The 17048-nt window shown below is 76.7% G+C and carries 4 protein-coding genes; all 4 read right to left on the bottom strand.

Features of this window, described 5'->3' with window-relative positions; all coding sequences use genetic code 11:
- Positions 1-34: 34 nt before the first annotated feature.
- The 4 genes from ABD912_RS13785 to ABD912_RS13770 are packed head-to-tail and all read right to left on the bottom strand — an operon-like array spanning position 35 to position 17004.
- Positions 35-4126 (bottom strand): amino acid adenylation domain-containing protein, encoded by a 4092-nt coding sequence (locus ABD912_RS13785; protein ID WP_345151557.1) that lies wholly within the window; start codon positions 4124-4126, stop codon positions 35-37.
- Positions 4123-12555, bottom strand: coding sequence for a non-ribosomal peptide synthetase (locus tag ABD912_RS13780; protein ID WP_345151555.1), 8433 nt, complete (start codon positions 12553-12555; stop codon positions 4123-4125). The genes ABD912_RS13785 and ABD912_RS13780 overlap by 4 nt, the downstream gene beginning before the upstream one ends.
- Before the next feature lie 16 nt (positions 12556-12571).
- Positions 12572-15988: an AMP-binding protein gene (locus ABD912_RS13775; protein ID WP_345151553.1), complete on the bottom strand. Its 3417-nt coding sequence runs from the start codon at positions 15986-15988 to the stop codon at positions 12572-12574.
- Between the two features lie 2 nt (positions 15989-15990).
- The gene (locus ABD912_RS13770) at positions 15991-17004 is read right to left on the bottom strand and encodes an ABC transporter substrate-binding protein (RefSeq protein ID WP_345151552.1); all 1014 of its coding nucleotides are present in this window, start codon (positions 17002-17004) and stop codon (positions 15991-15993) included.
- Positions 17005-17048: the final 44 nt, after the last annotated feature.

The following is a 17048-nucleotide window of genomic DNA, read 5'->3' as shown; positions in this document are numbered from 1 at the left end:
TGGTTTAAGGAAAGGGTGTGGGTTCGGTACCGGGTCAGCGGGCGGCCTCGGCCGCGCCCGATTCAGCGTTGGCCACTTCCGCGGCAATCAGGTCCGCGCGCAGCCGCGGGCCGATGGCGCCCAGGGCCGCCGGGCTGGTCATGTCGTGGTGCCCGGCCTCGACCAGGTCCTGGGCGAACGGCCCGGTTGCGTGCACCGCCCAGCCGGCCGCCGCGCGCCCCGGGTCGGAGGCGGGGACGCCGGTCCGCGAGATGGTCGCGGTGTAGAGCCGGGTGGCGGCGCGCACCGGGACGTAGGAGGCGCCGGGGAGCAGGCCCACGTTGTAGCGGTAGGACTCGATGATGGATTCGAGCCGTGCGCGGTCGAAGTGGCTCCACACCCCGTCGCCGTCGGCCAGGAACTCCAGCACGTCGGCGCGCACGTAGGGGGCCTGCAGCCACTCGGGCAGTTCGCGCAGCGAGCCGGCGAGCAGGAACGCGAGCGCCTCCTGCTCCAGCGCGTCCGCGGCCCCCGGGGCCTCGTCCGCGGCGGTGTCCCGGTGGCCGCCGGCGCCGATGGCCTCGGCGTCGAGCAGGGACAGCGTGAGCACCTCCTCCCCCTGTCCCTCCAGGGCGGCGGCGACCTGGTGGGCCAGGTGGGCGCCGAAGGACCAGCCGAGCAGGTGGTACGGGCCGTGCGGATGGCGGGCGCGGATGGCCTCCACCATGGCGTCGCGCAGCGCGGGCAGGTCGGCGGGCACCCCGGTCCCGGACAGCCGCGGGGACTGCAGCGCGATGATCTCGCGTCCCTCACCCAGGTGCCCGGCCAGGCCGGCGTAGCTCCAGCCGAGCCCGCCCGCCGGGTGGAAGCAGTACAGCGGGGGCTTTCCGGTGCCGGAGGCCAGCGGCAGGACCGGGTCGAAGGACGTGTCCGCGGCCTGCCCCAGCTTCGCGGCGAGCAGCTCCACGGTGGGGGCCGCCGCGAGGGCGCCGACGCCGAGGGGAACCTCGAAGCGGGCCCGCAGCAGCGAGACGGCGCGCATCGCGCGCAGCGAGTCGCCGCCGAGGAGGTAGAAGTCGTCCCCGGCACGCACGCCGGCGACGCCCAGGACGTCCTCGAACACCGCGGCGACGGCCTGCTCCGCCTCGCCGGCCGGGGGGCGGCCGGGGAGGTGGGCGGGCAGCGGCAGCGCGGCGGTGTCCAGCTTGGTGTTGGCGGTCAGCGGCAGCGCCTCCAGCAGCATCAGGTGGGCCGGGACCATGTAGTCGGGCAGTTCGCGGCGGGCGCGGGCGCGGACGGCGTCGAGCAGCGCCTCGGCGGCCTCGGCGTCGGCCGGCGCCGCCACCGGCACCACGTAGCCGACCAGCGCCAGCTGCCCCTGCGGCATCCGCCGGGCCAGCACCGCGCAGGTGCCCACGCGCGGGTCGGCCGCGAGCACGGCCTGCACCTCGCCGGGCTCCACGCGGTAGCCGCGGATCTTCACCTGGGCGTCGGAGCGGCCATGGAAGTGCAGCTGCCCGTCGGCGCCGCGGCTGACCACGTCGCCGGTGCGGTACATCAGCGAGCCGGGGGCGCCGTAGGGGTTGGCCACGAAGCGCCCGGCGGTCAGCGCGGCGCGCCCGACGTACCCGTGGGCCAGCCCGTCTCCTGCCACGTACAGCTCCCCCGGGGCTCCGGGGGCGACCGGGCGCAGCGCGGAGTCCAGCACCATCACGGCGGTGTTCTCGATGGGGCCGCCGACCACCGGCACCGCGGAGTCGTCGGTGCCGGCGCCCAGGGTGTTGATGGTGTATTCGGTGGGCCCGTAGAGGTTGTAGCCGACCGTCCCGTCCGCCGCCCGCAGGGCGTCCCACACGTCCGCCGTCACGGCTTCGCCGCCGAGCAGCACCAGGGTCGGGTGGTGCGCCCCAGCCGCGAGCAGCCCCTCGGCCAGCAGGGCGGAGCAGACCGAGGGTGTCACGTTGATGACGTCGATGCCTTCGGCGCGCAGGTAGGCCACCATGGCGGCGGAGTCGCGGCGCAGCTGCTCGTCCAGCACGTGGACGGTGTGCCCCTCGATGAGCCAGAACAGCTCCTCCCAGGACATGTCGAAGGCGAAGGAGACGGTGTGCGCCACCGCCAGGGGGCGGTCCGGGTGGGCGTCGATGGCCGGGCCGAACACGTGCCGGCGGTGGTTGGCGAGCATGTTCACCAGGCCGCGGTGGGGCACCGCGACGCCTTTGGGTTCGCCGGTGGAGCCGGAGGTGAACATGACGTAGGCCAGGTCCGCGTGGTCGTAGCCGGGGTGCAGGTACCGGGCGGTGGGCACCGGCTCGGACGAAACGGTGCCGGCGAAGGCGGGCAGGTCCTCCACATGGAGCACCGCCGGTGTCCCGGTGGCCTCCTGCGGGCCGTTCGCAAAAAGAGGGCGGGGTGCCGCGCGGGAGAGCAGGACGGCGCGGGCCCCGGCGGTTTCCAGCATCCGGGCCACGCGGGCGTCCGGGTGCGCGGCGTCCAGCGGCACATAGGCGGCGCCGGCGGCCAGCACGCCGAAGATCGCGGCGACGAAGTCAGCCCCGCGCGGCAGGCCGATGGCGACGCGGTCGCCGGGGCGGATCCCGGCGTCGTGCAGGGCGGTCGCGACGGCCGCGGTGCGCTCCCACAGGCCCGCGTAGTCGAGCGTGCCGGCCCCGTCCACCAGGGCCGGGCGGCGCGGATGCGCGGCGGCGGCGCGGTGCAGGCGGGCGGCCAGGGACTCGGCCTCCAGCGGCAGGCGGGTGCCCTCCAGGGTGGCGGCGGCCGCGTCCGCTGCCCCTGCATCCGTCGGGGACGTCCCCCAGCCCAGGGCCCGGCCCAGCGGTGCCTCGGGGTGGGCGGCGAGCCCGGCCAGGGCCGCCATGGTCGCCTCGAGGATCGCGGTGGCCTGGCCGGCGTCGAACAGGTCGCCCTGGTGGGCGAGGATCAGCCGGTACGGCTCCCCCGGGTGGACGATGAACGTGAGCGGGTAGTGGGTGGCGTCGCCGCCGTCGATCTCCAGCAGGCCGGTGGCCGCGGAGAGCTCGTCGAGGGCCTCGTCGTCCTCGGGGGTGTTGCGCATGACGTAGAGGGTGTCGAAGAGGGTGCCGATCCCGGCGTCCTGCTGGATCGCGGCCAGTCCGACGTGCTGGGCCTGCAGCAGGGCGCCCTGGCGGTCCTGCAGGGCGCGCAGGGCCTGCGCGACGGTGCGGTGGGGGTCGATCGCGCAGGCCACCGGGACGGTGTTCAGGAACAGGCCCACCATGGAGTCGATGCCGTCCAGCTCCGGCGGGCGGCCGGAGACGGTGGAGCCGAACACCACCGTGTCCTGGCCGGTCAGCCGGCGCAGCGCCAGCGACCAGGCCAGCGAGTAGACCGTGTTCACCGAAACGGCGCAGCGCCGGGCCAGTTCCTGCACGTCCCGGCTGAGGGTCTCGGTCAGGTCCAGTTCGACGACGTCGGGCAGCACCGCGGGGCGGTCCGGTCCGGCCGGGGCCACCAGGGTTCCTGCGGTGAGGCCGGCGAGCGCGTCGCGCCAGAGGCCGCGGGCGGCGGCCTGGTCCTGGGCGGCCAGCCACTCCAGGTAGCTGCGGAACTGCGGGGCCTCGGCCAGGGTGTGGTCGCGGCCGCCGGCGCGGTAGTGCGCCAGCAGCTCGGTGACCAGCAGGGCGTCGGACCAGCCGTCGAGGAGGATGTGGTGGTTGGTGACCACCAGGGCCCCACCGCCGGTGCCGAGGTCGGCGTAGGCGAAGCGGATCAGCGGGGGCCGGTGCATGTCGAAGCGGCGCTGGCGTTCCCCGGTCTGCAGGCGGTCCAGTTCGCGGGCCGGGTCGAGGGCCGCGGACAGGTCCAGGGTGCGCCAGGGCAGGTCGACGGCGGCGGGGATGAACTGCACCGGCTCGTCGAACTGCTCATGCGCGAAGCCGGCGCGCAGGATCGGATGGCGATCCAGCAGCGCGGCGCAGGCGGTGCGCAGCGCGGCCGCGTCCACCGGGGCGGCGAAGCGGTAGGTGGACTGCATGGTGTAGACGTCCAGGGCGGCCGGGTCGGCGAGCGCGTGGAAGAGCAGCCCGTTCTGCAGCGGGGCCAGCGGCAGGACGTCGATGATCGCGGGGGCTTCCGCGGCGGACGCCTCGGTCGTGGTGGCGGTCACGGGGTTCCTCTCAGCAGGTCGTTCAGCGAGGCCAGCGCGGCCCCGCCCAGGGAGATCATGGGTTTGGGGGGCCCGGCGGGCGGGGCGTCCGTCGGCTGCGTTGCCGTCGGCGGTTTGTCCGTCGGGGATGCGTCGGCGGTGATCGGCCGCACGACGGCGGCGAGGTCCGCGGCGACCGGGGTGCCGAACACCTGGGCGACGGTGGCGGCGAAGCCCCGCTCGCGCAGCGCGGCGACGACGGCCATGGCGCGGATCGAGTCTCCGCCGAGGCGGAAGAAGTCCGCATCGGTTTCCACAGCGTCCAGCCCCACGGCGTTGAGGCCCAGCGCGCTGGCGTAGGCCGCTGCCACGGTGGCCGCGGGTGCGCCGCCGCCGGGAGCGGCCGCGGGGCGTTGCGACCGCAGGGCGGCCAGCGTGCCGCGGGCCTCGCCGAGCCGGGAGGCCAGGTCGCGGCGCAGGGCCGGAAGGTCCGTCCCGGCGGCAAGCGCTTCCAGGGCCTCGGCGACCGCTCCCAGCAGGGCCTCGGCGGTGCCGGGCCGGATGCGGGCGTCGTGTTCCAGTTCCAGGCCGAGCCCGGCGTGTCCGTTGCCGGTGTCCACGGACAGGCAGAGGGGGTAGTCGGTGGCGTCGTCGGAGACGATCTCCCCCAGTCGCAGTCCGCCGGCGGAGGTGTCCGCGTCCGGGGCGGGGTAGTTCTCCACCACCACCAGCGTGTCGAAGAGCGTGCCGACGCCCAGCGCCCTGGTGATCTCGGCCAGCGGGACGGAGCCGTCGGCCATCAGGGACGCCTGGGCGGCGTGCGCGGCCCGCAGCAGTGCGGAGGAGCCGGGGGCCGTTCCCCCGCCGGTTGCCCCACGCGCCAGCTCCGGTGCGAGCTCCAGGGTGACCGGCAGCGTGTTGATGAACATGCCGGGCATCCGGTCGGCGCCGGGCAGGCCAGCGGGCCGGCCGGAGCTGACGGTGCCGAAGACCGGGCGGTCGGTGTCCAGCAGGGCGCCCAGGACCAGGGCCCAGGCCGCGTGCACGGCCTCGGCGACGGTGGCCCCGGCGGCCCGGCAGGCGGTGCGCAGGCGGTCGTGGACCGCGGGGTCCACGGTGGCGGTGGCCATTCCGGGGCGGCCGCCGTCGACCGCCGCACCCTTCTCCGGATCCCCGTTCTCCAGGTGCCCGGTCGGCAGCACGTGACCGGCGCCGGCGTCCCGCAGGCGGCGTGCCCACGCGGAGGCCGCGGCGGCGTCGTCGCGGCCGGCGAAGGTGCGCACGTAGGCGTCGTACCCGCTGCCGGCGGGGCCGACGGGGGCCGGCCGGTCGCCGGCGGCGTCCGCGATCCCGGCCAGCAGCTCGTCCACCAGCGGCGGGATGGACCAGCCGTCCAGCAGCAGGTGGTGGTTGGCGAGCACCAGGTGGTGGTGGGCCTCGCCGGTGGCCGGGTGGGCTCCGAAGTCCAGCAGCAGCAGGCGCAGCAGCGGTCCGCGCCCCAGGTCGAAGCCGGTGTCCATCTGTTCGGCGCGGGCGGCGGCGGACGCGGCTGCGCGGCCGGCGTCGTCCAGGCCGTGCAGGGTGCGCGCCTCGAACCCGGGGACCAGGCCGGCGCGGCCGACCAGCACCGGGTCGCCGGCGGCGGGCCAGTGCAGCACGGTCCGCAGCTGCGGATGGCGGGCGAACAGGTCAGCGGCGGCGCGCTCCAGGGCGGCGTGGTCCAGGTCCCCGTGCAGGTCCAGCCCGGCGAGCGAACGGTACACGTCGCGGTCGGCGGTGCGGGCGTGCACGGCCATGGCGCGCTGGACGCCGGTGAGCGGCCAGACGGCGTCCGCGTCCGGGTGCGCGGCCACGATCGCGGCGGCCTCCGCGGGTCCGATGCCGGCTGCGTCGTGCACGGCCGCCGGGCGGGCCGCCGCGGCGAGTTCCCGCGGGTCGGAGGCGGCCAGCGCGGCCAGCGCGTCGGCGGTCCGGGCCGGAAGGGCGCGGGCCGTGGCGTTGGCGGCGGCGAACTGCCAGCGCAGGGTGAGCACCGGCCCGTCGGCGGTGTCGGCGACGTAGGCGTTCAGTTCCACGGGGTGGGTGGCCGGCAGTCCCGCGTGCAGGCCGAGGGCGGATTCGAGTGCGGCGGCGTCCGCGGCGGGGCGCCAGTCCCCGGCCTCGACGGTGTCCCGGCCCAGGTAGTTGACCAGCAGTTGGGGTCCGCCGGCGGCCTCCGCGGCGCGCAGCCGCCCGGACGCGGTCGGGGCGAGGTGGCGCAGCAGCCCGTAGGAGGTGCCGTCGGCCGGCACCGCGGACCGGGCAGCGAGGGCGGCGGCCAGCCACTCCCCGGGGCCGGGGACGTGCGCGCCAAGGAGTTCGGCCCGCGGAATGTCCAGGCGCAGGGGCCAGGTGGCGGTGAACCAGCCGACGGTTCCGGAGACGTCGACGCCGTCGCGCCCGTCCCCGAGCGGGGTGCCCAAGGGCCGGCCGTGGCCTTCGGCCTCCAGCACCAGCGCGGGCGCGGGGCCACCTCCCGGCAGGCCGGGGAGGGTGGACAGGCCGGAGAGGGCGCCGGCCAGGGCGGCGTGCAGCAGGTTGTCCATGCCGTGCTCGGCGGCGGCCTCCAGCAGGGCCGCCGTGGTGCCCGCATCCAGCGTGGCCACCTCCTCGACGGCCTCGCCCACGGTGCCCAGATCGACAGGGCCCAAATCGACGGCGGCACGGGCCGCGGCCTCGGACAGGGCCAGCCCGGGCGCGAGGGTGCGCTCCCAGCGGGCCACCAGTCCGGCGTCGGCTTCCAGCGTGCGGGCTGCGGCGTGCTGCGCGCGGGCCCATGCGGCGAGATTCATGGCGCTTGGGTTCTGGGCGCCGAAGTTCAGGGCGCCGGATTCAGGGTCGGCGACGGGTGGCAGGTCGGCGACGAACCGGCGCAGGTCATCCACCAGGACGCGCCAGGAGTAGATGTCCACTGCGGTGTGGTGGGCCGCCAGCGCCAGCAGGCCGCGGCCCCCGGCGTCCCCTCCGGGCCGGTACACGGCGGTGAAGACGGCGCCGGCGCCTTCGTCCAGCCGGGCGCAGGCGGCGGCGAGGGCAGCGGTGGTCGCGGCGTCGTCGGCGTGCGCGTCGAGCACGGTCAGCGGGACCCCGCCAGCGGCGCGGAAGGACTCCGCGGGGAGGATCTCCGCGAAGCCGGCGGAGACCCGCAGGCGCAGCGCCGGGTGGGCGGCGGCCAGCGCGTCGAGGGCGGCGGCCAGCATGCCGGCGTCCAGCCCGGCCGGGGTGGCCACGAGGCGAAGCTGCTGGAATCCGGAGCCGGAAGCCCCGGTGGCCAGCAGTTCGGCGTACCAGGACAGCGCCGGGGTCGCCGGGAGCGAACCATCCACGGGTTCCGCCGCACCGCGGGCGGAGGCGCCAGGTGTTTCGGAGCCCAGGGTTTCGGCGCCCGGCGTCGCGCCGGTGGGCACTGCCGGGGTCGCGAGGGCGGCAAGGGCCGTGGCCGTCGGGGCGCGGTAGATGTCCCCCACGGCCACGGCCAGGCCGCGGGCCCGCAGCGCGCCGACCAGGGCGATGGCGCTCATCGAGTCGCCGCCGAGGGCGAAGAGGTCATCGTCCGGGCCGACCGTTTCCAGGCCCAGCACGGCGGCGATCGCCGCGGCGGCCAGCGGGACGGCCCCCGAATCGGCCCCGGCGACGGCCGGCTCCGCGGCCGTGTCCCCTGCGGCCGCGGAATCCGGCAGGCCGGTACCGGCGTGCTGGGCGGTCCGGGCATACTGCGCCGCGACGTCGTCCAGGCCCAGCGCGTCGGGTTCGGGCTGGGTGCCGGAGGCCAGCGCGGCCAGCGCGGCGACGGTTGCCTCGGCCAGGGCCTGCGCGGTCGCTGCGGCCGCCGGGCCATGGCGGCCCTGTCCGTCCTGCAGCTCGACCTCCAGTCCCAGCGCCGTCCCGGGCTGCAGCGTGACGCAGACGGGGTAGTTGGTGCCGTCGGAGCCGCCGAGGGCCTGGACGCGCAGCGGGCCGCTGCCGGGCTCGTCGGCCGGGTAGTTTTCGACGACCAGCAGGGTGTCGAACGGTTCGGCGCCGAGCAGGGCCTTGATGCGCCCCATGCCCAGGTGGGCGGCGCGGGCCAGGCCGGTTCCCTGGCGGCGGGCCTGGCCGAGCAGGTCGGCGGAGGCAGCGCCGGGGACCGGGCGCAGCCGGACCGGGGCGGTGGTGATGAACATGCCCACGGTGTCGGCGATGCCTTCGACGTCGGCGTCGCGGCCCGAGCGGGTGGCACCGAGGGCGACGTCGGTGCGGCCGGTGACCGCGCCCAGCACGCAGGCCCAGGCGGCCTGGGCGGCGTCGGCGAGGGTGTGCCCGCCGGCGCGCAGGGCGGCGGAGAGATCCCGGGTGGCGGCCGGGTCCAGCACGGCCGTGCCGCGCGCCGGACCGGCCACGGGGTCGCTGGTCGGGGCCGTGGCGGCGTCCGCGCCGGCAGCCAAGGGTGCCAGCAGCGTGGGGCCGGCGAACCCGGCGAACCCGGCGCGCCAGGCGGCCTCCAACGCGGGCCGCTCGGCGTCCAGGCCGGCGAGCCAGTCCAGGTAGCCGGTCATGTCCGGCCCCGCGGCCAGGTCGTGCCCGGCGAGCGCGGTGCGCAGGTCCGCGGTGAGCAGCGGGGTGGACCATCCGTCGGCGAGCAGGTGGTGCAGGCACAACAGGAGCGTCCATTCGGCATCTCCGGTGCGCAGCAGGGCGGCGGCCCCCAGCGGGGCCTGGTCCAGCGGCATCGGGCGGGCGAGCAGCCGCGCCTCGGCGTCGGCGACGGCGGCCTCCATGGCTGCGGTGCCCGGATCGGCGGCACCGCGCAGGTCGTCCTCGACCCACGGCAGGTCGGCGCGGGCGGCGATGGCGAGCACCGGGGCGGGCAGGTCGTGCTGCCAGATGAGGGCGCGCAGCTGCGGGTGCCGGCCGGCGAGCGCGGCCAGGGCGCCGCGCACCGCGGTCGCGGTCGGCAGGGAGGTGGCGGCGTCCGCGGCGATCCGCCAGCGGGTGCAGGTCAGGTAGGTGCTGCCGCCGTCGCGCTCGTGGTGCAGGACCATGCCCAGCTGGGTGGGGGTGAGTGGCCAGACGTCGGTGAGCGGGCTGTCCGCGTGGCGTTCGACGTGCTCCCGCAGGGCGGCCAGGCGCGCCGGGCCCAGGGCCGCGGTGCGGGCTTCGGCCGTCCCGGCAGCCGGTCCGGCCGTATTGGCGGTCGGGTCGGTGGCCGGCTGCAGGGCGCGGGCCATGGCGGCAGGGGTCCGGGCGGCCAGCAGGGCGGCGACGGTGAGGCGGTGGCCGGCGCGGCGCAGCGCGGCGACGGCCTGGATGGCGCTGATGCTGTCCCCGCCCAGGGCCATGAAGTCGGCGTCCGGTTCGGGGGCGGTGTCCAGGCCAAGCACCGCGGTGAGCGCGGTGGTGACGGCCTTCAGCTCGGCGGCCCCGGCGGCCGGTGCTTCGGCGTTCCGCCCGCCGGCCGCCGCCCCGTCGGCGGCCCGGCCGCCGAAAACGGGAGCCGGCAGGGCGCGGGTGTCCAGCTTGCCGCTGCCGGTGACCGGCAGCGTGTCCAGCACCACAACGGCGGCCGGCACCATGGCGCGCGGCAGTCCGGCGGCGCAGTCGGCGCGCAGTTCCTCGCCCCATCGCTCGGCCCGGCGCTCGTCTCCGGCCGGTGCCCGGCCGGCCTCGGGAACCACGTAGGCGGCCAGCCGCTCGCCCAGCCGCGGGTCGGTGACCTTGACGACGGCGGCGCGCTGCACGCCGGGGCGGGAGAGCAGGAAGGCCTCGATCTCCCCCGGTTCGATGCGCACCCCGTGCAGGCTGATCTGGGCGTCGGTGCGCCCGAGCAGCACCAGCCGGCCGTCGGTGCCCCAGCTGGCGGCATCGCCGGTGCGGTAGAGCCGCTCCCCCGGGTGATCCGGGTCGGCGACGAAGCGCTGGGCGGTCAGGGCGGGGCGGCTGAGGTAGCCGTCGGCAAGTTGCGGCCCGGCCAGGTAGAGCTCACCGACGGTGCCGGCGGGGACGCGGCGCAGCAGGGTGTCCAGGACCAGGGCGCGGGTGGCGCCGACGGGGCGGCCGACGGTGGGATTTTCGGTCTCGGAGACCTCCGCGGCGAGGGCGTCGACGGTCGCCTCGGTGGGCCCGTACAGGTTGAACACGCGCGAGCCGCTGGAGGCGGCCATGGCCCGCATGCGTTCCCACAGCGGGGCGGGGAACGCCTCCCCGCCAACCACGCACAGCTCCGGCAGGCGGTCCAGGCCACCCTGCACCAGCAGCGCGTTCCACAGCGTCGGGGTGAAGTCGAGGTAGCCGATGCCCTCCCGGCGCACGTAGGTGGCCAGGGCGTGGGCGTCGAGGTACTGCTCCTCGGTGAGCAGGTGCATCTCGTGCCCGGCGAACAGGGACATGAACGCGTCCCAGTGGGCATCGAAGTGGAAGGCCGCGCTGTGGGCGACGCGCAGCACCCGGCCCTGGGGGTAGAGCTCGGTGCGGTGGCGTTCGAAGAGGTGGGCCAGCGCCCCGTGGGACACGGCCACACCCTTGGGTTCGCCGGTGGAGCCGGAGGTGAAGATGACGCTGGCGGTGGAGGCGGCGGTGGGTGCCTGCGCGGCGGCGGCGGTTCCCGGTGCCCCGGTGGGCCGCAGCCCCTCCGCGTCCCAGACCAGCGCCGCGCGGGAGAGGGCCAGGGCGCGGTCGCGGCGGGCCTGCGGCCAGGCCGGGTCCAGCGGCATCACGGCCAGCCCCGCCTCCAGGGCGCCGAGGATCGCCGCGACCTGCTCGGCGGTGCGCGGCAGGCGCAGCGCCAGGACCGGCGCGCCGGTGGTGCCGGGGTCGGCCAGCAGCGCCCGCAGGCGCCCGGCGACGTCCGCCGCTGCGGAGGAGAGGTCGGCGAAGCTGTGCCGGACGCCGGCGGCCACGAGCGCGGTGCGCCCGGGCGTGGCGGCGACGCGGGCCCGGAACAGTTCGGGCAGCAGGGCCGGCGTGCCGGCCGGCACGGGCGAGGGTGCCGAGCGGCCGGCCTCCAAACGGCTGACCTCGAAGCGGCTGACCTCAAAACCGCGCACGGACCGGTCGCCGAGGAGGACGGTGCCGGCCACCGGGGTTTCCGGGGTCCCGGCGAGGGCCCGCAGGGCCTGGGTGAAGGCGTCCATCAGGGCTTCGGCGCTGGCCGCGGGCACCCGGTGCGGGTCGGTTTCCACCTGCAGCGTCCACTCCTGGCCCGCGGTGGCGTGGGCGGCGACCGGGTAGTGGCTGCCGTCGGCGGTGGCGGACAGGCGGGCCTGCAGTCCCGAATCCAGCGTGAACGCGGTGGCCGGGGCTGCGGCGTCGAACCCGACCAGGGACCAGGCGGCCTCGCGGGGGGAGGCGACGGCCGCCTCGATGCCGCGCACGCCCAGGTGCTGGTGCGGCAGCGACGCGGCCCAGGCGTCCTGGTGCCGGAGGGCCACCTGGCCCAGCGTGTCCCCGGGCGCGTAGTCGAGGCGGGCCAGCACGCTCTCGGTGAGCATGCCGCAGATCTGCCCGCCCTCCTCCGGGTCGGGGTCGCACTCGTCGGGATTACGCAGCGCCACCGGGACGGCGAACACGGCGCCGCGGGTGCCGCCGGCGAAGTCGGCGGCCAGGCCCCAGGCGGCACGCACCGCCCCTGCCGGAGTCAGGCCCAGCCGCCGGCAGGTGCGCTCCAGCGAGCGGGCCGTGGCGGCGTCGAGCACGGCGGTGCGCACCCGGCGCTCGGTGCCCGCGGCGTCCGGGCCAGCGAGCCAGTGCGGCAGGTCCTCCTCGCCGGCCCCGGCCAGCTCGTCGGCGAAGTGGGCGGCGGCCGCCCCGCGGTCGCGGCCCGCGAGCCATGCCAGGTGCCGTTCGTACCCGGCACCGGCGCGCGGCAGGGACTCCGGGGCGGATTCGCCCCGTGCGGCGGCGAGGTGGCGCAGCCACTGGCCCAGCAGCAGCGGCATGGACCAGCCGTCGAGCACGCAGTGGTGGGCGGTAACCACCAGTTCGTGGCGCCGGGGGCCCGCCGGCACCAGCACCAGCCGGACCAGCGGGGGCAGTTCCAGGTCGAACCCGGCCTCCCGCTCGGCGCGGGCCACCTCGGCGGCGGAGCTGCCGGCCGGGGCCAGCCGGAAGGCCTCGGCCAGGGCGGGCTCGGCCAGCGGCTCCACGAAGGCCAGCGGATCCCCGGCGTCGTCGATCAGGAAGCCGGCGCGCAGGTTGGGCAGGCCGGCCAGCAGGGCGGCGGTGGCCTGCCCGGCGTGAGCGGGATCCAGGCCGCCGTCGATGCGGATGCGGGTTTGTCCGACGTAGGGGTCGGCGGTTCCGGCCTCCGCGCAGACGGCCGCGTGGGCGACCAGGCCGCGCTGCAGGGCGGTGGTGGGCCACCAGACGGGTTCATCGCCGATGGCGTCCGCGGGTGCGGTGTCCGCGGACAGTGCGGCCTCGAGTGCTTCGGTCATGTTGGGTGGTGCTCCTTCAGCGGCGGGCGCCGCGGCGGCGTCCGAGCATGGATTCGAGTCGGTTGCGGTCGGCCGCGTCCAGCTGGACGAGCTGCACCGGCGGGGCGGGCGTTGCGGCGGGGCCGGACGCCGGGGACGGGCCGGAACCGTCGGTGCCGGTTCCTTCCGCGGCGGGCAGCGGCGTGGCGTCTTCGGCGATCCCCGCCACCGTGCGCCGGGCGAAGACGGCGCCCACGGAGCCGGACCAGCCGGCGCGGCGCAGGCGGGAGACCAGGGCGATGGCGGTGATGGAGTCCCCGCCCTCGGCGAAGAAGTCCGCATCCGGCCCCAACGCGGAGCCCGGGGTGCCCAGGGCCGCGGCCATGGCCGCGGCGACCGCGTGCTGCGCCGGCCCCTCCAGCACGGAGCCCTGCCCGGCACCCGGCTGGGACGGTTCGGGCAGCGCGGCTTCGTCGAGCTTGCCGGTGGAACCGAGCGGCAGCGCCGGCAGCACGGCCAGGGCGTGCGGGACCATCTGGGCCGGCAACAGCTCGCCCAGCGCGGCGCGCCAGGCGGCGGGGTCGGCGGCGAGTGCCGCTCCGGCGTCGTTCGCGGGCACCACCCAGCCGAGCAGACGGGTGCCCCGCACCCGCACCACCGCGTGGGCGATGCCGGGCAGCCGGACCAGCGCGGTTTCGACCTCGCCGACGTCGATGCGGTACCCGCGCACCTTGACCTGCCCGTCGTCGCGGCCCAGGAAGCGCAGCAGCCCGTCGTGGCCCAGCACCGCCCGGTCCCCGGTGCGGTACATCCGCCCGCCCTCGGCGAACGGGTTGGCGATGAAGCGGGCGGCGGTCCCGGCCGGACGGCCGAGGTAGCCGTGGGCCTCCTGCGGGCCGGCCAGATACAGCTCGCCGGGCAGGCCGGCCGGCAGCGGGCGCAGCGCCGCGTCCAGCACGACGGCGGTGAGCCCGGGCAGCGGGCGGCCGACGGCGACGTCCGCGCTGGCTCGGGCGTCGGCGACCAGCGCGTCCACGGTGAACTCGGTGGGGCCGTAGAGGTTTTCGACGCTGACCCCCTCCAGGGCGCGCAGCCGTTCCCACAGCGGCTGCGGGCAGCCCTCGCCGCCGACGCTCACCCGGCGCACGCCGTGTCCGGGGGCGAACAGCCCGGTGTCCAGCAGCGGGGCCATCATCGAGGGGGTCATGTCCAGCCAGGTCAGCCGGCGGCCGGCCACGGCCGCGGCCAGCGCGTCGGGGTCGCGGGCCTCCTCGTGGGAGAAGAGGTGGATCTCGTGTCCCAGCGCGATGCCCATCAGGGTGCACCACGCACCGTCGAAGTGCAGCGGCAGGGTCTGGGCGATGCGCTCGCCGACGGCTCCGTGGAACCCGGCGTGGCGGTGGTAGGACATCCAGTGGGCGAAGGCGTCGCGGGAGACGGCCACCGCCTTGGGTTCGCCGGTGGAGCCGGAGGTGTGGACCAGGTAGGCGGCCGTGGCGCGCGGCGCCAGCGCAAAGGAAACGGGGGCCGCGGCCCCTGCCGCCGGGAGGTTCCAGTCCGCCGGGGTGGCGACGGGGTTGGCCGGCCAGCGGGCGGGGTCGGTGGCGAGCACCACGGCGGGCTGCCCGCCGAGGCCGTCGAGGCGCTCCACGATGCCGCGGTTGCGGGCGGGCGGGGCCTGCGGGTCCAGCGGGACCGAGGTGGCCCCGGCGCGGGCGGCGGCCAGGATGGCGGCCACGTAGTCGGCGCCGCGGGGCAGGTCGATGGCGACGAAGCGTCCGGCCGTGGAGCCGTGGGCGGCGACGGCGGAGGCGATGGCCGCGGCGCGGGCGTCGAGGGCGCGGTAGTCCAGCGCCTCCTCGGCGGTGCGCAGGGCCGGGGCGTCCGGGGCAGCCGCGACGGCGGCGGCGAACAGTTCCTCCAGGGTGGGCGGGTGCTCCTCGGCGGGCACGCCGCCGTGCAGCACCGTGTCTTCGGTGCCGGTGAGCCCGAGGCGCGCCAGCGGGGTGGCGTCCTCGGCGGCGGCGAGGGATTCGAAGGCGTGCTCGACGGCGGCCAGCACCGCGGCGGCGTCCTGCGCGGAGACCTCGGCGCCGGGGGCGGTGAGGGTGAAGCGCACCGCGTCGCGTCCGGGGACGGGCAGCACGTTCAGCGCGATGTCGTCCACCGGGCCCTCGAAGAGGGCGTGGAACTCGACCGTGCCGCCGGGCACTGTGAGGTGCTGGTCGAAGGCCTTGATGTTGACCTCGGTGGCGGTGAGCGTTTCGCCGCTGCCCACCAGGTGCAGGTCGCGGGAGAGCTGTTCGGCGCGGTAGCGGCCGTGGCGGACCAGCCGGGTGCGGGCGGCGGCCACGCGGGACACCAGGTCGGCGGCGGTGTCGGCGGGTCCGACCTCGACGACCAGCGGGAGCACGTTGACCACCGGGGCCGGGCACAGCGCGGCGGCGGAGCCGAGGCGGTTCATCACGGGCAGCCCGATGACGGCGCGGCCGGCGCCGGTGAGCCGGGTGAGCACCAGGGCGTGGGCGGCGACGACGGCGTCGGCCCAGGTTGCACGGGGACCAGTTGGGCGGGGGCCCTTTCCTGGGACGGCTTCGCGGCCGGGGGCGTAGCGGCCGAGCTCCAGGGCACGGCCGGTCAGCCCGAGGCGGCGCGGGGCCGCGGGGTCTGGGCGGGCTCCGGCGGCGCCGAGCAGCGGCAGGAAGCGGCCGGGGCGGTGGGCGGGATCCGCGGTGTTGGGTTCCAGGAGGGTGGCCCAGTGGTCGCGGTCGCGGGTGTGGGCGGTGGACGCGGCGTAGCGGGCCTCCTCCTCCAGCACGGGTTCGGGCGCGGTGAAGGGGCTGGGTCCCGGGTCGGTGCCGGAGGCCGCGGCGGCGTAGTGTTCGGTGGCGCGGCGCACCAGCAGCACGATCCCGTAGGCGTCCGTCAGCACGTGGTGGGCGGCCACGACCCACACCGCGGTGCGGGTTCCGTCCGGTGCGGGGGCGGAGGCGAGCAGGACCTGGCGGAACAGCAGCGGCTCCCCCAGCCGGATCCGGGGCACGAAGCGCTCCCGGACACGTCCGATGAAGTCCTCCAGTCCGGCGGCGTCCGCGGGCGCCGCCGGGTGCTCCAGCACCTCGATCCCGGGCACCGGGGCGGCCGGAACCAGCCGCGCCGTACCGTCGGTGGCCGTGCCGCCGTCGTCCCCGCCGTTGCCGTCCGCGCCGACCTCGACGCGGTGCCCGAGCCACGGGACCTCGGCGACGGTGGCGTCGATGGCGCGGGCCAGCAGGCCGGCGTCGAGCGCGCCGCGGAAGACGACGGCGTCGCCTACGCCGAAGTCGACGGCGTCGGGATCGGCCAGTTCGGCGTGGACGATGCCTGCCTGGGCGCCGTTCAGCGGAAGGGCACCATTCATCGGCAGGGCCCCGGCGGCGATACGGGGGCGGGGGCTGTGCTGGATCGTGGACATGGCTAGAGGGTCTTCAGGATGTCTTCGACCTGCTCGACCACAACGGTCGCGGTGGCGTAGTTGTCCGGGAAGAAGTGGGTGACCGCGAACGCGCGGTCCTCCTTCACGGCCGGCAGCGCGGCGAACGTCGACTGGGACTTGAGCACGTCGAAGGCGTCGGAGCTGCCGTCCAGGTAGGAGGAGTAGAGCACCACGTCGGCGTCGTCGATGCGGGAGAGCTGCTCGAAGGACAGGAACACGCCGTTTTCGGCGGTTTCCCCGGCCACCGCCTCGGGGAACTGCGCGCCGAGGTCGTTGAGCACCGCCCCGATCCAGGAGATCCGGGAGTAGACGGTGACGTCCTCGTAGGCGTCCAGCGCCGCGAAGGAGGTCTGCGCCAGCGTGTCCGCGTAGTCCGCCTTCACCTGCTCCACCTTGGCCAGGTAGGCGGCCTTGTCCGCCTGCGCCGCCTCGCCGTTGCCCAGCGCCTCGGCCACGGTGAGGGAAGCGTCGCGCACCCCGGCGGACCCGTTGGAGCGGATGAAGACGGTCGGGGCGATCGCGTTCAGCTTCTCCCATTCGGCCTTCTTCTCGGCGCTGAGCTCGGCGGAGGCATCGTCCCCGCCGCGCACGAAGCCGATCAGCAGGTCCGGCTTGAGTTCGACGATCCGCTCGTAGTCCCAGCCGTCGGGGCCGAGGATCGCGGGCAGGTCGGCCACGGGGGCGTAGTCGTCGGCGTCGGCGAAGGAGTCGTCGAAGACGTCGCCGGCGGTGGCGACGGGCACGATGCCGGCCTCGACCGCGGGCACGGTCCCGCCCTCGAGGGCGATGACGCGCTCGGGCGTCGCCGGGATGGTGACCGGACCGAATGCGCTGTCGACGACGACGGTGCCCGCCGCGGCGGCCTGGGACCCGGTGGTGCCGGACGTCTCGGCTCCGGACTGTGCTGTCCCTGATTGTCCTGCGCAGCCGGTGAGCAGGAGGGCGGCAGCGAGCGCGGCGCCGGCGAGGCGGGTACGGGTGGAGGGGGCCTTCATGGTGTTCTTCCTTCGGGTGCGGGTGGCGATTGGCGGGCGGACGG

Origin of the sequence: Arthrobacter ginkgonis (assembly GCF_039540195.1) — a bacterium.
Classification (GTDB): domain Bacteria; phylum Actinomycetota; class Actinomycetes; order Actinomycetales; family Micrococcaceae; genus Zafaria; species Zafaria ginkgonis.
This window is presented reverse-complemented; position numbering and strand designations above follow the sequence as displayed.

Coding starts and splice junctions, on each gene's coding strand:
- ABD912_RS13780 (WP_345151555.1), bottom strand. CDS start 12,555: ATGACCGAAGCACTCGAGGCCGCACTGTCCGCGGACACCGCACCCGCG.
- ABD912_RS13775 (WP_345151553.1), bottom strand. CDS start 15,988: ATGTCCACGATCCAGCACAGCCCCCGCCCCCGTATCGCCGCCGGGGCC.
- ABD912_RS13770 (WP_345151552.1), bottom strand. CDS start 17,004: ATGAAGGCCCCCTCCACCCGTACCCGCCTCGCCGGCGCCGCGCTCGCT.